14 protein-coding genes are annotated in these 17,715 nt (G+C 63.7%); 8 read left to right on the top strand and 6 right to left on the bottom strand.

Annotated features, from left to right (window positions below):
* Window positions 1-9: 9 nt before the first annotated feature.
* From accC to FJW10_RS26620, 5 genes are all read right to left on the bottom strand, one after another.
* Window positions 10-1,353, bottom strand: a complete 1,344-nt coding sequence (gene accC, locus FJW10_RS26640; RefSeq protein WP_140902282.1) for an acetyl-CoA carboxylase biotin carboxylase subunit — start codon at window positions 1,351-1,353, stop codon at window positions 10-12.
* A gap of 19 nt (window positions 1,354-1,372) precedes the next feature.
* On the bottom strand, window positions 1,373-1,834 hold the full coding sequence (accB, locus tag FJW10_RS26635) for an acetyl-CoA carboxylase biotin carboxyl carrier protein (RefSeq protein ID WP_140902281.1): 462 nt from the start codon (window positions 1,832-1,834) through the stop codon (window positions 1,373-1,375).
* A gap of 26 nt (window positions 1,835-1,860) precedes the next feature.
* Window positions 1,861-2,295 (bottom strand): type II 3-dehydroquinate dehydratase, encoded by a 435-nt coding sequence (gene aroQ, locus FJW10_RS26630; protein ID WP_095767887.1) that lies wholly within the window; start codon window positions 2,293-2,295, stop codon window positions 1,861-1,863.
* 131 nt (window positions 2,296-2,426) lie between these two features.
* A complete protein-coding gene (locus tag FJW10_RS26625; protein WP_140902280.1) occupies window positions 2,427-3,254 on the bottom strand; it encodes a DsbA family protein in 828 nt (275 codons plus the stop codon).
* Between the two features lie 59 nt (window positions 3,255-3,313).
* Window positions 3,314-4,726, bottom strand: coding sequence for a M48 family metalloprotease (locus FJW10_RS26620; RefSeq protein ID WP_140902279.1), 1,413 nt, complete (start codon window positions 4,724-4,726; stop codon window positions 3,314-3,316).
* A 188-nt stretch (window positions 4,727-4,914) separates the two neighbouring features.
* Here FJW10_RS26620 and FJW10_RS26615 point away from each other — a divergent pair, with 188 nt between their 5' ends.
* Both FJW10_RS26615 and FJW10_RS26610 read left to right on the top strand, forming a co-directional pair.
* Window positions 4,915-6,063 carry an aminotransferase class I/II-fold pyridoxal phosphate-dependent enzyme gene (locus tag FJW10_RS26615; RefSeq protein ID WP_140902278.1) on the top strand — a complete coding sequence of 383 codons (1,149 nt, stop codon included), beginning with the start codon at window positions 4,915-4,917 and terminating at the stop codon, window positions 6,061-6,063.
* Window positions 6,064-6,068: 5 nt separating this feature from the next.
* Window positions 6,069-6,998 carry a glutaminase gene (locus FJW10_RS26610; RefSeq protein ID WP_181177674.1) on the top strand — a complete coding sequence of 310 codons (930 nt, stop codon included), beginning with the start codon at window positions 6,069-6,071 and terminating at the stop codon, window positions 6,996-6,998.
* A 127-nt stretch (window positions 6,999-7,125) separates the two neighbouring features.
* On the opposite strand, the gene FJW10_RS26605 is transcribed toward FJW10_RS26610, so the two are convergent.
* On the bottom strand, window positions 7,126-10,065 hold the full coding sequence (locus FJW10_RS26605; protein ID WP_140902276.1) for an Rne/Rng family ribonuclease: 2,940 nt from the start codon (window positions 10,063-10,065) through the stop codon (window positions 7,126-7,128).
* A gap of 645 nt (window positions 10,066-10,710) precedes the next feature.
* Between FJW10_RS26605 and FJW10_RS26600 the strand changes: the two genes are divergently transcribed.
* From FJW10_RS26600 to FJW10_RS26575, 6 genes are all read left to right on the top strand, one after another.
* Window positions 10,711-11,967: an N-acetylmuramoyl-L-alanine amidase gene (locus tag FJW10_RS26600; RefSeq protein WP_140902275.1), complete on the top strand. Its 1,257-nt coding sequence runs from the start codon at window positions 10,711-10,713 to the stop codon at window positions 11,965-11,967.
* A 231-nt stretch (window positions 11,968-12,198) separates the two neighbouring features.
* A complete protein-coding gene (locus FJW10_RS26595; RefSeq protein WP_140829670.1) occupies window positions 12,199-14,655 on the top strand; it encodes a penicillin-binding protein 1A in 2,457 nt (818 codons plus the stop codon).
* Window positions 14,656-14,838: 183 nt separating this feature from the next.
* A protein-coding gene (gene prfB / locus FJW10_RS26590; RefSeq protein ID WP_140902294.1) for a peptide chain release factor 2 occupies window positions 14,839-15,970 on the top strand; the annotation gives its coding sequence in 2 pieces (ribosomal slippage) (window positions 14,839-14,904 and window positions 14,906-15,970; 1,131 coding nt in all).
* A gap of 30 nt (window positions 15,971-16,000) precedes the next feature.
* Window positions 16,001-16,405, top strand: a complete 405-nt coding sequence (locus FJW10_RS26585) for a GFA family protein (protein WP_140902274.1) — start codon at window positions 16,001-16,003, stop codon at window positions 16,403-16,405.
* Window positions 16,406-16,699: 294 nt separating this feature from the next.
* The gene (locus FJW10_RS26580; protein WP_140829674.1) at window positions 16,700-17,077 is read left to right on the top strand and encodes a hypothetical protein; all 378 of its coding nucleotides are present in this window, start codon (window positions 16,700-16,702) and stop codon (window positions 17,075-17,077) included.
* 152 nt (window positions 17,078-17,229) lie between these two features.
* Complete coding sequence (locus FJW10_RS26575) at window positions 17,230-17,598, top strand: GFA family protein (RefSeq protein WP_140829676.1); 369 nt, start codon at window positions 17,230-17,232, stop codon at window positions 17,596-17,598.
* Window positions 17,599-17,715: the final 117 nt, after the last annotated feature.

Below are 17,715 nucleotides of genomic sequence, written 5' to 3'. Positions count from 1 at the left end.
ATCCCCGTGCTATTCACCCTTGGCCAGGTATTTTTCCAGCCAGTGGATGTCGTAGTCGCCATTGGCGATGTCGGGATTGCCGACAAGGTCGCGGAACAGCGGCAGCGTCGTTTTGATGCCGTCGACGACGAATTCGTCGAGCGCGCGGCGCAGCCGCATCATGCATTCGACGCGGTTGCGCCCATGCACGATCAGCTTGCCGATCAGGCTGTCGTAATAGGGCGGGATCTTGTAGCCGGAATAGACGCCGGAATCGACGCGGATGCCGAGGCCGCCGGGCGTGTGGAAATGCGTGATCGTGCCGGGCGAAGGCGTGAAGGTGCGCGGGTCCTCGGCGTTGATGCGGCACTCGATGGCATGGCCGTTGAACTTGATGTCTTCCTGCCTGACCGACAGCCCGCCGCCCGAGGCGACGCGGATCTGCTCGTGCACAAGGTCGATGCCGGTGATCGCTTCGGTGACCGGATGCTCGACCTGCAGTCGCGTGTTCATCTCGATGAAGTAGAATTCGCCATTCTCGTAGAGGAATTCGATCGTGCCGGCGCCCGAATAGCCGAGATCGGCGATCGCCTTGGCGCAGATACCACCGATGCGCGAACGCTCCTCGGCATTGAGCGCGGGTGAATTGGCTTCCTCCCAGACCTTCTGGTGGCGCCGCTGCAACGAGCAGTCGCGCTCGCCGAAATGTACGCCGCCGCCGGCGCCGTCGCCGAACACCTGCACCTCGATATGGCGCGGCTTCTCCAGGTATTTCTCGATATAGACGGCGTCGTCGCCGAAGGCCGCGCCCGCTTCCGACTTGGCCGTCTGCAAGGCGACTTCGAGGTCCGCCTCGGTGTGGGCCACCTTCATGCCGCGACCGCCGCCGCCGGCGGAGGCCTTGATGATCACCGGATAGCCGATCTCGGCGGCGACGCGCTTGGCTTCCTTCTCGTCGCCGATCGCGCCGTCGGAGCCGGGCACCACTGGTATCCCGAGGCGCCTTGCCGTGCGCTTGGCCTCGATCTTGTCGCCCATGATGCGGATATGGTCGCCCGACGGGCCGATGAAGGTGATGTTGTGGGCCGCCAGGATGTCGGCGAACTTGGCATTCTCCGACAGGAAGCCGTAGCCCGGATGCACGGCGTCGGCGCCGGTGATCTCGCAGGCGGCGACGATCTGGTGGATGTTGAGATAGCTTTCGCGCGACGGCGGCGGGCCGATGCAGACGCTCTCGTCGGCAAGCCGAACATGCATGGCGTCGGAATCCGCGGTCGAGTGGACCACCACCGTCTGGATGCCGAGCTCCTTGCAGGCGCGCAGCACCCGGAGCGCGATTTCGCCGCGATTGGCGATGAGGATCTTCTGGAACATCTCTTGGTTGTTCCCGGCGCTACTCAAGGACCACCAGCGGCATGCCGTATTCGACCGGCTGGGCATCCTCGATGAGAATCGCCGTCACCGTGCCGGCCCGCGGCGAGGGGATCTGGTTCATCGTCTTCATCGCTTCGATGATGAGCAGCGTCTGGCCTTCCTTGACCTTCTGGCCGATCTCGATGAACGCCTTGGCGTCGGGCGAGGGTGCCAGATAGGCGGTGCCGACCATCGGCGAGGGCACTGCGTTCTTGGACACATCGGCGGTCGCGGTTGTCGTTGCGGGCTGAGCCGCTGCCGCGGCAACAGGAGCAACCGCGGCAAGCGGCGCGGCGACGGCGTGGGCGGCCTGCGTTTGGCGCGACACGCGCACCTTGAGGTCGCCGAGTTCGACCTCGATCTCGGTCAGATTGGTGTCGTTCAGAATACCCGCCAGATCGCGGATCAGCTGCTGGTCAACACCGGTCTTTTTTATCGACATTTTCGAGCCTTCTGTTTGGGAGCCGGTCACAGGCGAGCCGCCAGTGCCTGCAGCGCGAGCGTGTAGCCGAGCGGCCCGAACCCGCAGATCATGCCGACAGCGACCGGCGCGACCATGGAGACGTGGCGGAAGGGCTCCCGCGCGTGGATGTTAGAAAGATGGACTTCCGCGACGGGCAGCGGCGCTGCGGCGCGGATGGCGTCGTGGATGGCGATCGATGTGTGACTGTAGGCGCCGGGATTGATGACGATGCCTGCCGCCTTCTCGCTGGCTTCCTGGATCCAGTCGACCAGATCGCCCTCATGGTTGGATTGGCGAAAATCGATCTCGAGCCCGAGCGCGGCGCCGGCCGCCTTGCAGTCCTCGGCGATGGCCGCAAGCGTCTTGCCGCCATAGATCCCCGGTTCGCGCTTGCCGAGCGCATTGAGATTGGGACCGTTGAGGACGAAAATCGTTTTCAATATGCCGACCTTGTTCTGCGCCGACCCCAAGCCGGCGCACTGGGCCTCTATAATGGGCATAACCGCCCGCGAAAAGAGCGCAAGTGCGTTCTTTCGCTGTCCACAGCGGCCGGCTTTTGCACCGCGGGCGCCTAGAGCGCGCTCTTTGCCTCTTCGATCTTTTCCGCCAGAACCTGCTGGCCGAGCGCTCCGAAGATCACCTCGTTGCCGACCACATAGGACGGCGTGCCGGTGATCGACAGTTTCGTCGCAAGGTCATAGGTGCGCGAGAGCGTTTCGGCGATGCGTGAATCCTTCATCTTCTCGCGCAACGCCGCCTCGTCGGCGCCGAGCGAAAGCGCCACCTTGATCGCGGTCGCTTCGGTGGCGCGACCCTGGCCGCCGAGCAGCGCGGTGTGGAACTCGCTATATTTCTCCGGATGCATCAGGTGGAACGCCATGGAGACGACGCTGGCCTTCTGCGAATCCGGGCTGAGGATCGGGAACTCCTTGAGCACGAAGCGCAGGTCCGGGTCGGACTTGGTCAGCGCCTGCATGTCCTCGATGGCGCGTTTGCAGAAGCCGCAATTGTAATCGTAGAACTCGACGATCGTGACCTTGCCCTTCGGATTGCCGACGACGCCGTCGAAGGTGGAGTTGAAGATCTCGTCCTTGGAGTCCTTGATCACGCCAAGTGCCGCGAGCCGCTGCTCTTCCTTCTGCTTGGCCTCGAGCGCGTCCTGCACCTCGAGCAGAACTTCCGGGTTCTTCAGGAGGTAATCGCGGATGATGCCTTCGACCTCTTTGCGATCAATCTTGGTGTCGGCGGAAGCCTTGGTGTCGGTCGAGGACGTGACCTGAGCCAGTTGCACGGTGTCGGCCCTCGCGGCCTGCGGGTTTCCCGCCACGAAGCCGAAGGCCAACATCCCGAGCGCCACAGCCAGACCGCCAGCGCTGCCAAGCAGGATTGCCTTGTTCATGATTGTCGATCCTTTTGCCTTTTCCGGTCCGCCTTGGTCGCCGCCAACGTCCGGGAGGTTCATTTGAGTTTGTTCGATGGCGTGTAGTTTATAATATCCTGCGCGCGGACCCATCGGGGTTCGCCGCGCTTCAATTTCTGTTGAGCACGCATGGCGAAGATCTTAGCGTTTTTATAGTCGCCCGCATAATAGTGGCCCTCGGCGGTGGCGAGATCGGCAGCCGGAATCTCGCCGAGTTCGCCATATGCCTGCGCCAGAAAGCGATAAGCGTCGGCATTTTCCTTGTCCCGCCCGACGCCATTGTTGAGCTGGACCACTGCCTTCTGGGTCGAATCGGGCGTTCCCACCGCCATCAGCGCCTGGCCGAGCGAGACCAGCAGCAGGCCGGAGCGCGCTGGATCGAGGCTGACCGCCTTGGCATAGGCATCCGCCGCGTCCTTCGACTTGTTGGCCTTCATCAGGATATCGCCGCGCAATTCATGGAAATAGGGGTTCTTCGGTTGTTCCTTGATCAGCGCCGCCGTCTTGGTGAGCGCCGCGCCCGGATTGCCGTAGAGATAGGTCTGCTGCGCGTCGCCGTAGCGCGCGGCGAGGCTGGCCGGGTTCTTGCGCATCAGCCGCGCGACGGCTGCCTGGCCCTGCATATAGGCGGCGATCTTGATGCGCATCATGTCGTGCCGCTGCTGCAGCGACGCCGGGTCGACAACGTTGACGAACGGGCTCTGCTTGACGAGCACTTCGAGGTTGGCGATGCGCTGCTGCGGCATCGGATGGCTGATCCGATAGGGGTCGACATGGGTGCCGGTGAGCGAGAGCGCGCTCTGGAAGCGGCCGAAGGTCTTCAGCATGCCCATGCCGGATTGGCCGGTGGCGTTGAGATAGGTGATCGCCGAACGGTCGGCGGTGATCTCTTCGGTGCGCTGATAGGCGAGGATCGAGCGCTGCGCCATCTCGCCGCCGCCGGCGGCGACGCCCATGCCGGCGCCGGCAAGGCCGCGGCTGTTGGTGGTGGCGCCGGCCACCATGGCGCCGGCGCCGAGCAGCGTGGCGATGATGGCCATGGTCTTGGCGCGATCGAGCTGGTCGCGCAATTTCTGCTGGTGGCCGCCGGCGATGTGGCCGGCCTCATGCGCGATGACGCCGATGATCTCGTTCGGCGTTTCGGCGGTCACCAGCGCGCCGGTGTTGATGAACAGCCGCCGTCCGGTAACGAAGGCATTGAAGCTCTGGTCGTTGACCAGGACGATGTCGATGCCGTCACTGGCAAGCCCCGCCGCCTTGAAGATCGGCCGGGCATAGTCGCGCACCAGCGCCTCGATCTCGGCGTCACGCACCACAGGCACGCCTTGCGCAAAGGCGCTGACCGAGCTCGAGACGGCGACCGCGGCGGCAAGCAGAAGCGTCGCGAGGCCGCGCGCGGTTCGGCTGAGGGAGGTCGATTCGCCAATCGATGGTCGGGGTCGGCTCAACATAAGGTCCACTTGGTAGACGAGCGGGCGAAAGATGAAAAGTCGGCGCCGGTAACTTCCTGCGCGCTTGTGATCCCCACATCAATCGGGCATTTGTGCGGCGCTGCCCTCGAACCGGGGCGGTTCAAGAGCGGTCCAGGACGGCTTCCGCCCAGGAATTTCGCCGGATAATGGCAGTTGGAAGAGATCAAATGGTCGTTTCGCTTTCGCGCCGGGGTGAAGTCGAGCCCTTCCACGCCATGGACATCCTGGCCGAAGCTAACCGGCTGAAGGCCACCGGAGTGCCCGTGGTGTCGATGGCCGTCGGCCAGCCATCGGATCCCGCGCCGGTCGGCGTCCGCGAGGCGGCGGCCGCGGCCCTGCGGCATGGCCGCATCGGCTACACCGACGCCTTGGGTCTCGCCGATCTGCGCAAGGCGATCGCGGCGCATTATGGCGAGCACTATGGGATCGACGTCGCGCCGTCGCGCATTGCCGTCACGACCGGCTCGTCCGCCGCCTTCAACCTCGCTTTCCTGGCCATGTTCGATCCGGGCGACCGCGTCGCCATCGCCGCGCCCGGCTATCCGGCCTACCGCAACATCATGGCCGCACTCGGCATCGAGATCGTCGAGATCGAGCTCGGCGCGGATGCCTATCTGCATGCCGAGCACCTCAAGGCCGCGCATCGCGACAAGCCGCTGAAGGGCGTGCTGTTTGCCAGCCCTGCCAATCCGACCGGCGCGGTCATTCCGGCGGATGAACTTGCGGCGCTGGTGAAGACGGCCGAGGAACTCGGCATCGCCGTGATCTCGGACGAAATCTATCACCGGCTGGCCTACGCGGCGCCAGATGTCACCGCGCTGGCGCGCGGCGCCGGCGTCACCGTGATCAATTCCTTCTCGAAATATTATTGCATGACCGGCTGGCGCGTCGGCTGGATGGTCTTGCCGGAGGAACTGGTGCGGCCGGTAGAGCGTATCGCCCAGAGCCTCTATATCTCGCCGCCGGAATTGTCGCAGGTCGCGGCGATCGAAGCCTTCAAGGCGACCGAAGAGCTGGAGAAGGTCAAGGCGCGCTATGCCTGGAACCGCGACCTTCTGATGAAACGCCTGCCGGAACTCGGCTTTGCGCTCGCCGCGCCGATGGACGGCGCCTTCTATGCCTTCTGCGATGTCACCCGCCACACCAACGACAGTATGGCTTTTGCGCGCAAGATGCTGGCCGAAGCCCATGTCGCGGCGACGCCCGGCCGTGATTTCGACCCGCTGCAGGGCCATCGCACCATGCGCTTTTCCTATGCCGGCAGCCATGACGAGATGGTCGAGGCGCTGGCGCGCATCGAACGCTGGCTGAAATAGAAGCCATGCCGGAACTCGAGCAGGCACTGGCCGAAGTGGCCGCCGAAATGGCGCAGCGTACCGATCGCGGCGAGGTGGCGACCTACATCCCGCAACTCGGCAAGGTCGATCCGAAGAAATTCGGCATCGCCGCCGTGACCAATGACGGCCGCGTCATCCTTGCCGGCGATGCCGATCAGCCCTTTTCGATCCAGAGCGTCTCGAAAGTCTTCACGCTCACGCTGGCGCTTGGCAAGGTCGGCGATGCGCTATGGCATCGCGTCGGCCGCGAGCCGTCCGGCAACCCGTTCAACTCGATCGTCCAGCTCGAACACGAGAACGGCATCCCGCGCAATCCGTTCATCAATGCCGGCGCCATCGTCGTCTCCGACGTCCTGCTCGCCGGCCATCAGCCGCGCGAGGCGATAGGCGAAATCTTGCGCTTCATCCAGTTCCTCGCCGATGACGATACGATCATCATCGACCGCGAGGTGGCGGCATCCGAGCGCGCCACCGGCTACCGCAACTTCGCCTTGGCCAACTACATGAAATCCTTCGGCAATCTCCATCACGAACCGGAGCTGGCGCTGGGTGTCTATTTCCACCATTGCGCGATTGCCGTGAGCTGCCGTCAGCTTGCCATGGCCGGCCGGTTTCTGGCCAATGGCGGCAGGAACCCGGCGACCGGGCATTCGGTCGTCTCGGCCGAACGGGCACGCCGCATCGGCGCGCTGATGCTGACCTGCGGCCACTATGACGGTTCCGGCGACTTTGCCTTCCGCGTCGGTATCCCCGGCAAAAGCGGTGTCGGTGGCGGCATTCTCGGCATCGTGCCAGGGGTTGCTTCGCTGGCGGTGTGGTCGCCCGGACTCAACGAGAACGGCAACTCCAGGCTCGGCTCCATCGCCATGGAGAAGCTCGCCCGGATGATGAACTGGTCGATCTTCGCGCCGTAAAGCAGCAAAGTTCTGGCGGTTTTCCATCCGGACCCAAAGCTGAAAAAGGCCGTCGGCGAAATGAAAAATCCCGCGCCGGATGCGGCGCGGGATTCTTTCGAAAGATCAGCCTAACGACCTTAAAAGCTTAGAAAAAGCCTTTGCGCTGCCACCAGCCGCCGCGCTTCGGCTTGTCCTCGGCCTTGGCTTCGTCGCTTACATTCGACGACACGACGGGAACGACCGGCGCGTCGACTGACTGTGGCTTGCGCCGCGTCGGGTGGGCGCCGGCGGCAGGCTCCGCCTCGGATGCCGCAGCTGCCACGGGCTCCGGCTCGGCAGCCACGGGCGCGACCTGGGCCTCGGCCACAGGTTCCGACACCGTTTCGGCCGCGGCTTCCTCGGCCACCTTCTTGGCCCTCGAACGGCGCGGCTTCTTCGGCTTTTCGATCGCCTCGGCATCGTCATTAGCCGCCGCCGGAGCGGCAGGTTCTTCCGAGGGAGCGGCTATTGCCGGCTCGCTTACGGTGTCCTGGCCTTCAACCGACTCACCCTCGATATCGCCGACAGTTTCGCCGGCAACGGCGTCTGAAGCTTCGTCCTCACGGCGGCTGCGCTTGCCACCGCGCTTCCCGCGACGGCGCTTCTTTCCGGAACCGTCGTCGGCAGCGGCCGCCGCGGCCTCGTCGCCGGCGATCACCTCCTCGGTGGTCTCTTCCGTTGCATCATCGTCACCGGCTTCGCCGACTTCCATCGGCGCCGCCGCGGCGTCCCCGTTGTGCTCGCGGTCGCGATCCCTGCCGCCGCGCCGCCGCCGACGCTTGCGACGCTTGCGATCACGGCCTTCGCCATCCTCGGATCGCTGCTGATGCTGGCCCTGCTGCGCGTGGCGCGGCTGTTCGACCTGGACCGAGACTTCCTCTTCCTCTTCCTCGATGACGATCTCGTCCTCGGGCTCTTCCGGCTCGACATAGGCCGGCAGGCTGCGCACCTCGACAAAGCCTTCCGGCTTCTCGGCAACGGCGCCGCGGAAGATCGCGTAGTGCTGAGTGCCGAGCGTCTCGTCAGCCTCGATCGTGATCGTCAGGCCGAAGCGGGCTTCGAGCTCCACCAGGTTGGCGCGCTTGTGGTTAAGCACATAGAGCGCGGTCGCCGCCGGTGTGCGCACGATGATGTGGCTGCGCGAATCCTTGAGCAGGAATTCCTCGATCGCCCGCACGACCATCAGCGCCACGGAGGAATCGGAGCGCACATGGCCCGTGCCGCCGCAATGCGGGCAAGGCTTCATGGTCGACTCCAGGACGCTGGCGCGGATGCGCTGGCGCGACATTTCCATCAGGCCGAAGTGTGAGATGCGGCCGACCTGAATACGGGCGCGGTCGTTCTTGAGGTGATCCTTCAGCCGCTTCTCGACGGAGCGATTGTTGCGGTTCTCCTCCATGTCGATGAAGTCGATGACGATCAGGCCGGCAAGGTCGCGCAATCGCAACTGCCGCGCGACTTCCTCTGCCGCTTCCAGATTGGTGTGGAGCGCGGTCTCCTCGATCGAATGCTCCTTGGTGGAGCGGCCGGAGTTGACGTCGATCGCAACCAGCGCCTCGGTCTGGTTGATGATGATGTAGCCGCCGCTCTTCAGCGTCACCTGCGGCTGCAGCATGCGGTCGAGCTGCGCCTCGATGCCGTTGCGCACGAAGATCGGCGTGGTGTCGCGGAATGGCTGAACCACCTTGGCGTGGCTCGGCATCAGCATGCGCATGAAATCTTTGGCCTCGCGGTAGCCGTCTTCGCCGGAGACAAGGATCTCGTCGATGTCCTTGTTGTAGAGGTCGCGCACCGAACGCTTGATCAGGCTGCCTTCCTCATAGACCAGGGCAGGGGCCGAGGACTGCAGCGTCAGGTTGCGGACGTTTTCCCAAAGCCGCATCAGATACTCGTAGTCGCGCTTGATCTCCGCCTTGGTGCGGCTTTCGCCGGCGGTGCGCAGGATGACGCCCATGCCCTGCGGCACGTCGAGATCGGTCACGACCTCCTTCAGCCGCTTGCGGTCCTGGGCGTTGGTGATCTTGCGCGAGATGCCGCCGCCGCGCGCCGTGTTCGGCATCAGCACCGAATAACGGCCGGCAAGCGACAGATAGGTGGTGAGCGCCGCGCCTTTGTTGCCGCGCTCTTCCTTGACCACCTGCACCAAAAGGATCTGGCGGCGCTTGATGACTTCCTGGATCTTGTACTGGCGACGCACCGGCTTGCGGCGGTTGCGGATTTCCTCGAGCGCGTCCTCGGCGCCGACCGATTCGACCTCGTGCTCCTCCGAGTGCGAGGCCGAGACGTCCTCCAGCATGCCGCGATCATTGTCGCTGGCGGCGGCTTCGCCGCTCTGCTCGGGCTGATCCGCCTGCGGGACCGCCTCGGAAATCACATCTGCTTCGATGCTGGCGGCAATCGAGGTCGGGCCACCTTCGGATGGCTTGCCATCCTCATCGTCCGTGGCGTCATCTCCGCCAGCTTCGCCGGAGGGTCCTTCAGCCGCTTCCGATACGGCCTCGACGGCCTCGGAGACTGCTCCGGCACTTTCTGCCGGGGTATCGGCGGTCTCGCCGCCGGCTTCCTCGCCCCCGGCAACCTCGGCGGCGGTTTCGTCAGCTATAGCCTCGACCGTGCTTTCCTCGTTCTCCGAGGAAGCGTGCTTGTGCTCGCCGCGGTCGCGGTTCTTGCCGCCGCGCCGACGGTTGCGCCGGCCGCCGCGATCGCGCGCCTGCTGTTCTTCGCCGTTCTCGGCCTCCTCGTCGTCTTCGTCCGCGGCCTCCTGCGCCTCGGCGCGCAGCAGGGCCTGACGGTCGGCGACCGGGATTTGGTAATAATCGGGATGAATTTCACTGAAGGCGAGAAAACCGTGACGGTTGCCGCCATATTCGACAAAGGCTGCCTGGAGGGAAGGTTCGACGCGGGTTACGCGGGCGAGGTAGATGTTTCCTTTGAGCTGCTTTTTGTCCTGGGATTCAAAGTCGAATTCTTCGATGCGGTTACCGCGAACGACAACAACGCGTGTTTCCTCCGGGTGGGAGGCGTCTATCAGCATCTTGTTGGGCATTATTTTGTTTCCTGTCGGCAGCCGACAGCCGCAGCTGGCGTGGCAATGCCCGCCGCTGTGCGCCTGTATCTGTGTGCATGCCGGATAATTGAACGTCCGCCGGCCGCCGCTTGAGCGCAATGGCGGTGCCGCCCGCAGCCATTATGGCGCGGTTCGATGCGGACCTTTCCATGATTGCGCTTGAAGCCATCGGCACCCAGCAGAACCTTTTGAACCAAAGCCCGGGCTGAGCCGGACCAGCTTGTTTGCTCATAAAGAGCCGGCGCGGGACCAACCCGGCCGTTTTCCTCACGCAAGCGATTCCCCGCCACGAGGGCACGCCTGCGAAAATCGTCGCGACCACCTGAGCCTGGAAGGGTAAAGGAGCCGCCTTTGCATCCAACCTTTGGCAGGAAACTGCTGAGGCGAGCGGTTCCAGGATTGCAGTGATCCAACGTCGCTTTTATGATTTGGCGGGATGGAAGGCAACCCCGATTTCGGATGCCGGCAAAAAGCGCTTCCCCGGGGGAAGATGCCTTCTTCCCGCTCCATGAAAGGCTTGGTTAACCTTCTCTGAATACCAATCGTTAATCGAGTTGGCGGCCTTACAGGCACTCTGCGAGAAAACCGGGCGCAATGCGTCAAACCGGGAGCGACGGATAAGAGATGGGACCGGCGGGCGCCGCAGACAAGAGGGGTGGGGCCGCGGGGCATTTCCTGCGCGTGGCCTGGACTGCCTCGCTGCTGGCACTGTTGTTCTGCCTTACAGCCGCCGCGCGTGCCGACACCCTGCTTGACGCGACGGGCTGCAAGATGGCCGGCGACGCCACCAAGATGCGCATCGTCGTGAATTTCGACCGCGAGCCGGACATCAAATGGTTCCTGCTGCGCAGCCCCAATCGCCTGGTCGTCGATCTGCCGCGCACGCGATTCGCGCTCGACGCCAAGGATGTGAAGCCGCGCGGCCTTGTGCGGGCCGTTCGCTACGGCGATCAGGGACATGGCTCGCGCCTGATCCTTACCGGCAAGGGCCCTTTCGCCGTCGACAAGCTCGACGTGCTCAAGAACGACGACGGCAGCGGCTATCGCATCGCCATCGATATGTCGGCTGCCTCCGAGAGGGAGTTCGACGAAGCTCTCGCCAACCAGTCGCTGACGACCGGTTCGACGGTTTCGACCGAAAAGGGCGAGCGGGTCGGCACCGGGCCGGTCTCGGCGCCGGGCCATCGCTTCACGGTGGTTATCGATCCCGGTCATGGCGGCGTCGATGGCGGCGCCGAAAGCTCCGCCGGCACGGTCGAGAAGGACGTCACGCTCGCTTTTGCCAAGGAACTGCGCGACAAGCTGGCCGCGGTCGGCAAATACGATGTCTACATGACACGCGACAACGACGTGTACCTGGCCCTCGACGAACGCGTGCGCATCGCGCGCCAGCACGAGGCCGATCTTTTGATCTCCATCCATGCCGATACGATCGCCGTCAAAGGTCTTCGCGGCGCCACGGTCTACACGCTCTCGGACAAGGCTTCCGATCCGGAGGCCCAGGCGCTCGCCGATCGCGAGAACCTGTCCGACCAGTTCGCCGGATTGAAGATCGAGGACGACAACAAGGAAGTCACCGACATCCTGATCGACCTGATCCGCCGTGAGACACATGGTTTCTCGATGAGCTTCGCCCACACGCTGGTCGGTCAGCTGTCGACCAGCGTCGGCCTGATCAACAATCCGCAGCGTTCGGCCGGCTTCAGGGTGCTCAAGGCTCCGGACGTGCCGTCGGTCCTGGTCGAGCTCGGCTACCTCTCCAACATCAAGGACGAGGCGCAACTGCTGAACGCCGACTGGCGCGGCAAGGCGGCGCAAAGCATAACCAACGCGGTTGCCCTGTTTGCCGCCGCCAAGACCGGAACCGCGACGGGTGGCTGACCCCGCCGCACCCGCCCACGACCGCCGGACGTCTACAACCACAAGCAGCGTTGCATGACGACAACACCCGGCGTTATTATTCGGCAACCGAGTCCTCAATTTTCGCGCTGCCGTATTTTGTCCACATGGCCGCGACATGGGTTTTTCGATTGCGGATTGGGACCGCCCCTGGAAGCTTGCGCGACTGTCGGCTTCGTTTAGGAAATTCCCGAACCTCGGACTGGAGCGGGCATGATTCGTCTCATCGGCTATTTCTTTGGCATCGGCACGACGCTGGCGCTGCTGGTGGCGGCCGGTCTTGCCATCTACATCAGCCATCTGACGAAGGACCTGCCCGACTACGAGGTTCTGGCCAAATACGAACCGCCGGTGACGACGCGCATCCATGCCTCCGACGGCGCGCTGATGGCTGAATATGCGCGCGAGCGGCGTCTCTACCTGCCGATCCAGGCCATCCCGGACCGCGTCAAGGCCGCCTTCATGTCGGCCGAGGACAAGAACTTCTACAACCATCCGGGTATCGATATCACCGGTCTTGGCCGCGCCATCATCGTCAATCTGCAGAATTTCGGTTCCGGCCGGCGGCAGGTCGGCGCCTCGACGATCACCCAGCAGGTGGCCAAGAACTTCCTGCTCTCTTCCGATCAGACCTATGAGCGCAAGATCAAGGAGATGATCCTGGCCTTCCGCATCGAGCAGGCCTATTCGAAGGACCGGATCCTCGAGCTCTATCTCAACGAAATCTTCTTCGGCTTCGGCGCCTATGGCGTCGCGGGCGCCGCGCTCACCTATTTCGACAAATCGGTCAACGAGCTGACGGTCGCCGAGGCGGCTTATCTCGCCTCGTTGCCGAAGGGCCCGAACAACTATCACCCCTTCAAGCACGCCGACCGTGCCCTGGAGCGCCGCAACTGGGTCATCGACCAGATGGTCGAGAACGGCTACGTCACCCGCGAGGAGGGCGACAAGGCCAAGGCTGAACCGCTCGGCGTGACCCCGCGCCGCAACGGCTCCTATCTGTTTGCCGGCGAGTACTTCACCGAGGAAGTCCGCCGCCAGATCATCGCGCGCTACGGCGAGAATGCGCTTTACGAGGGCGGCCTGTCGGTGCGCACCACGCTCGATCCTAAGGTCCAGCTTATCGCCCGCAAGGCGATGCAGAACGGCCTGCTCAAATACGACATGCTGCGCGGCTATCGCGGTCCGGTGACGCATATCGACGTTTCCGGCGACTGGGGCGTGCCGCTCGGCAATGTGAAGGGCCTCGAGGACGTGCCGGAATGGACGCTGGCCGTCGTGCTCGACAGCTCGGCGACCGGCCTGACCATCGGCCTTCAGCCGGCGCGACAGGTTTCCGGTGACCTCGTCAAGGAACGTGTCCAGGGTACCGTCAGCAAGGAGGACATGGGCTTCGCCATGCGCCACTTCGTCAAGGGCAAGTCAGTCAGGGCGAAGTCCCCGGCGGAAGTGCTGGAGCCCGGCGATGTGGTCTTCGTGCAGAAGAATGACGGCTCCGACAACACCTACATGCTGCGCCAGGTGCCGGAGGTCGAGGGCGGCCTCGTCGCCATGGATCCGCACACCGGCCGCGTGCTCGCCATGGTCGGCGGCTTCTCCTACGCGCAGTCGGAATTCAACCGCGCCACTCAGGCGATGCGCCAGCCCGGTTCCTCGTTCAAGCCGATCGTCTATTCGGCGGCGCTCGACAATGGCTATACGCCTGCCTCGGTGATCATGGACGGCCCGATCACCATCCAGAGCGGCAACACCACTTGGACGCCGAAGAACTATGACGGCACGGTCGCCGGCCCGGCCACCTTGCGCTCCGGCATCGAGAAGTCGCGTAATCTGATGACCGTGCGGCTCGCCAACGACATGGGCATGAAACTGGTCGTGGAATATGCCGAGCGCTTCGGCGTCTACGATCATCTGGCGCCCTATCTGCCGATGGCGCTGGGCTCCGGCGAGACGACCGTCATGCGCATGGTCTCGGCCTATTCGATCATGGCCAATGGCGGCAAATCGATCAAACCGTCGCTGATCGACCGCATCCAGGACCGCTACGGCAAGACGGTGTTCAAGCAGGACGAGCGCGGCTGCGAGGGCTGCAACGCCACCGATTGGAAGAACCAGCCGGAGCCGGAGCTGGTCGACAATTCCGAGCAGGTGCTCGACCCGATGACCGCCTACCAGATCACCTCGATGATGGAGGGCGTCGTGCAGCGCGGCACCGGCGCCACCATCGGCGAGCTCGGCCGCCACATCGCCGGCAAGACCGGCACGACCAATGACGAGAAGGATGCCTGGTTCATCGGCTTCACCCCGAACCTCGTCGTCGGCCTCTATATGGGCTACGACACGCCGCGCGGCCTTGGCCACGGCGCCACTGGCGGCGGCTTGGCGGCGCCGATTTTCAAGGACTTCATGCGCGTTGCGCTCGACGGCAAGCCGAACACCGACTTCCAGGTTCCCGATGGCATGAAGCTGATCGCAATCAACCGCAAGACCGGCATGCGTGCCGCCGAGGGCGATCCGAACACCATCATCGAGGCGTTCAAGCCGGGCACCGGGCCGGCCGACAGCTACTGGGTGATCGGCATGGGCGCCGATGGCTCGAACGGTTCCGGCGCGGGGCTGTCACCGCAGGCCAACCAGGCCATCCAGGACGGCGGCGGCGGCCTCTACTGACCTCCTGAATTCCCGAAATGGGCCGGCGACTTATTCCTAGACCGTGACCTTTTGCGAAAACCGGTTTCCACTTTTCGGGGTCACGGTTGAGCCGGCCCATTTCGCTTTACAGGCGGCGATGCCGTGCCTATGTATCGCGCCTATTCCGAAAAGACCGAAAAGAACAGGACCGAACGAAGAGCCATGCGCGCGGAAACGCTCAACATTGTCGACGAGATCAGGCAGGCGATAACCCTGCTGAGGAGGCATCTTTGACTGGGATCAGGCTGTAAAGCGGCTTGAATACCTGAATTCGCGCGCCGAGGATTCCAGCCTCTGGAATGATCCGGTCGAAGCGCAGAAGCTGATGCGCGAGCGCCAGGAGCTCGAGGACGGCATCGCCGCCGTCAAGGGGATGACGCAGGCGCTGGAAGACAATATCGGCCTGATCGAACTCGGCGAGGAAGAGGGCGACGACGGCATTATCGCGGAAGCGGAGGCGGCGCTGCGTTCGATGCAGGGCGAGGCGAAGGCCCGCCAGGTCGAGACGCTGCTCTCGGGCGAGGCCGACGCCAACGACAGCTATCTGGAAATCCATGCCGGCGCCGGCGGCACCGAGAGCCAGGACTGGGCCTCGATGCTCCTGCGCATGTACACGCGCTGGGCCGAGCGCCGCCGCTTCAAGGTCGAGGTTCTGGAAATCCATGACGGCGAAGAGGCGGGCATCAAGTCCGCCACCGTGCTGATCAAGGGCCACAACGCCTATGGCTGGCTGAAGACAGAGTCCGGCGTCCATCGCCTGGTGCGCATTTCGCCTTACGACAGCAACGCGCGGCGCCACACCTCCTTCGCCAGCGTCTGGGTTTATCCGGTCATCGATGACTCGATCGAGATCAATGTTTCCGAATCCGATGTGCGCATCGACACCTATCGTTCCTCGGGTTCGGGCGGCCAGCACGTCAACACCACCGACTCGGCGGTGCGCATCACCCATCTCGCGACCGGCATAGCGGTCGCCTGCCAGGCCGAGCGCTCGCAGCACAAGAACCGCGCCAAGGCCTGGGAAATGCTGCGCTCGCGACTTTACGAGGAAGAGCTGAAGAAGCGCGAGGCGGTCGCCAACGCCACCGAGGCGTCGAAGAGCGACATCGGCTGGGGCCACCAGATCCGCTCCTACGTGCTGCAGCCCTATCAGCTCGTGAAGGATCTGCGCACCGGCGTTGAAAGCACTTCGCCGTCGAGCGTGCTCGATGGCGATCTCGACGACTTTATGGAAGCCTCGCTCTCGCATCGCATCGAGGGTGGCGCCGGCGAAGCGGTGGCGGACCTCGACTAGGGGTCCCCGCGTCGCACGAGGGAGGAGTGGGTGACGCGCAAACTTACCGGAAAATGTTTCTGCGGCGCAGTCCACTACGAGGTTGCGGATGAATTCGTTTATGCCGCCAACTGCCATTGCTCGAACTGCCGGCGCACGACGGGGTCGGCGTTCAAACCCTTCGCCGGCATCGAGCGCGAAAAGTTTCGCCTGACCGCCGGCGATGACCGGCTGCTGATCTACGGTGACGAAACTGGCCACGACGCGCATTGCGGGCGATGCGGCTCGCTCATCTATTCGTTGGTCCGCGACGGCGCCTATGTGCATATCGCGATGGGGACGCTGGTCGATGATCCGACCATACGGCCGACCGCGCACATCTTTGTCGGGTCCAAGGCGAAGTGGTTCACAATCGCCGACGACCTGCCGCAGTATGACGGGCATGTTCCCTACTGAACGCCTGGAACCAGCTTGAGCCGAATCCCGTTGTCGGGCACCAGTTCCGTGCGGCTAACCGGTCGTTAACCAAGCCGGCACACGATTCTGGATGGCAGAGGTTGGCGTGAAGCGCGGCTTTGCCGATGCAAGCGGATGCTTGCGCCAACCGAGGAATCAGCCCAGCCTTTTGCGCTGGGATAAAAGCATTTATGGCCGGGTGCGGCATATCTGCGACCGACGATCCGGCCACTGGGAAGATACGTTCCGGGAACGGGCAAGCGAAAACGCTTGATGCTCGAAAGGAACGTTTCGATGTCTGCTGCCATATCAAGATCGGCCCAAGCCGCTCGACCGGCTGGCCGACTTTTGTTCTCCCTGCTCGCTGTTGGAGCCAGCTCGGTGCTGGCGCCGCTGGCCATCGCGCACGACGCCCAGCCTACGGCGGCCATGCCGCAAGGCTGGAAATACCCCTTTGCCTGTTGTGCCAACTTCGATTGCAAGGAGGTGCCGCAGTCATCGATCAGCGAGCGGCCCGAAGGCTATGTCATAAAAGGCACGGGCGAGGTGGTGGCCTATAGCGACAAGCGGGTCAAGAATTCGCCCGACGGCGAATATCACTGGTGCGCGCATCAGGCCGGGCTCGACGCCGGCAAGACCATCTGCCTGTTCGTGCCGCCGCCCTCATACTAGACTTCGCGAGCCAAACGCGAGGCGCTAGAGAGTTTCGAACGCGCCGGCATATCTGCCGAAAGCTGCTGACAGACAGTTGTCAGGACTGCTTCTTTATGTTGCCCTTCCGCTAGGGAATCCGGGGCGGCGGCGGACAACGGAGAGGTGAGTCCATGACCATCAAAGGCAGCTGCCATTGCAAGGCGACAACCTTCGAGGTTGCCGAGGCGCCGCGGACGGTGACGCAATGCACATGCTCGTTCTGCTCGAAGCGCGGGTCGCTATGGGCGTATTATGTGCCGTCGCAATTCAAGCTCACGAGCCCGCCGGAGAACGTCTCCTTCTACCGCTGGGGCTCGAAGACCGTAAAGCATGGTTTCTGCGCCACCTGCGGCTGCGGCACCTTCACCGAAACGCCTGATTGGTCGACCGGAAAGCCGGACTTCGACAACCCGAAGATCAGCGTCAATTCGCGCCTGTTCGACGATTTCGACCTGGATAAGGTCGAGGTGGTGGTCATCGACGGCAAGAATTTGTGGTAGACGCGAAGCGGGAACGACCGCCGGACTTTGCCGGCCGCATTCCCGTTCCGTTTTTCGCCGCATTTCATGCTACAAGGCTGCGGAAGGGCTGATTTGGCGCGGCCGCAAAGGCCGCGA

The organism is Mesorhizobium sp. B4-1-1, assembly GCF_006439375.1.
GTDB lineage: Bacteria > Pseudomonadota > Alphaproteobacteria > Rhizobiales > Rhizobiaceae > Mesorhizobium.
The sequence above is the reverse complement of the archived record's forward strand: the minus strand, read 5'-3'. Positions and strand labels throughout refer to the sequence as shown.

What these genes read in the sequence shown, in the direction of transcription:
- accC (WP_140902282.1), bottom strand. Translation starts at nt 1,353, where the DNA reads ATGTTCCAGAAGATCCTCATCGCCAATCGCGGCGAAATCGCGCTCCGG.
- accB (WP_140902281.1), bottom strand. Translation starts at nt 1,834, where the DNA reads ATGTCGATAAAAAAGACCGGTGTTGACCAGCAGCTGATCCGCGATCTG.
- FJW10_RS26625 (WP_140902280.1), bottom strand. Translation starts at nt 3,254, where the DNA reads ATGAACAAGGCAATCCTGCTTGGCAGCGCTGGCGGTCTGGCTGTGGCG.
- FJW10_RS26620 (WP_140902279.1), bottom strand. Translation starts at nt 4,726, where the DNA reads ATGTTGAGCCGACCCCGACCATCGATTGGCGAATCGACCTCCCTCAGC.
- FJW10_RS26615 (WP_140902278.1), top strand. Translation starts at nt 4,915, where the DNA reads ATGGTCGTTTCGCTTTCGCGCCGGGGTGAAGTCGAGCCCTTCCACGCC.
- FJW10_RS26610 (WP_181177674.1), top strand. Translation starts at nt 6,069, where the DNA reads ATGCCGGAACTCGAGCAGGCACTGGCCGAAGTGGCCGCCGAAATGGCG.
- FJW10_RS26605 (WP_140902276.1), bottom strand. Translation starts at nt 10,065, where the DNA reads ATGCCCAACAAGATGCTGATAGACGCCTCCCACCCGGAGGAAACACGC.
- FJW10_RS26600 (WP_140902275.1), top strand. Translation starts at nt 10,711, where the DNA reads ATGGGACCGGCGGGCGCCGCAGACAAGAGGGGTGGGGCCGCGGGGCAT.
- FJW10_RS26595 (WP_140829670.1), top strand. Translation starts at nt 12,199, where the DNA reads ATGATTCGTCTCATCGGCTATTTCTTTGGCATCGGCACGACGCTGGCG.
- FJW10_RS26580 (WP_140829674.1), top strand. Translation starts at nt 16,700, where the DNA reads ATGTCTGCTGCCATATCAAGATCGGCCCAAGCCGCTCGACCGGCTGGC.
- FJW10_RS26575 (WP_140829676.1), top strand. Translation starts at nt 17,230, where the DNA reads ATGACCATCAAAGGCAGCTGCCATTGCAAGGCGACAACCTTCGAGGTT.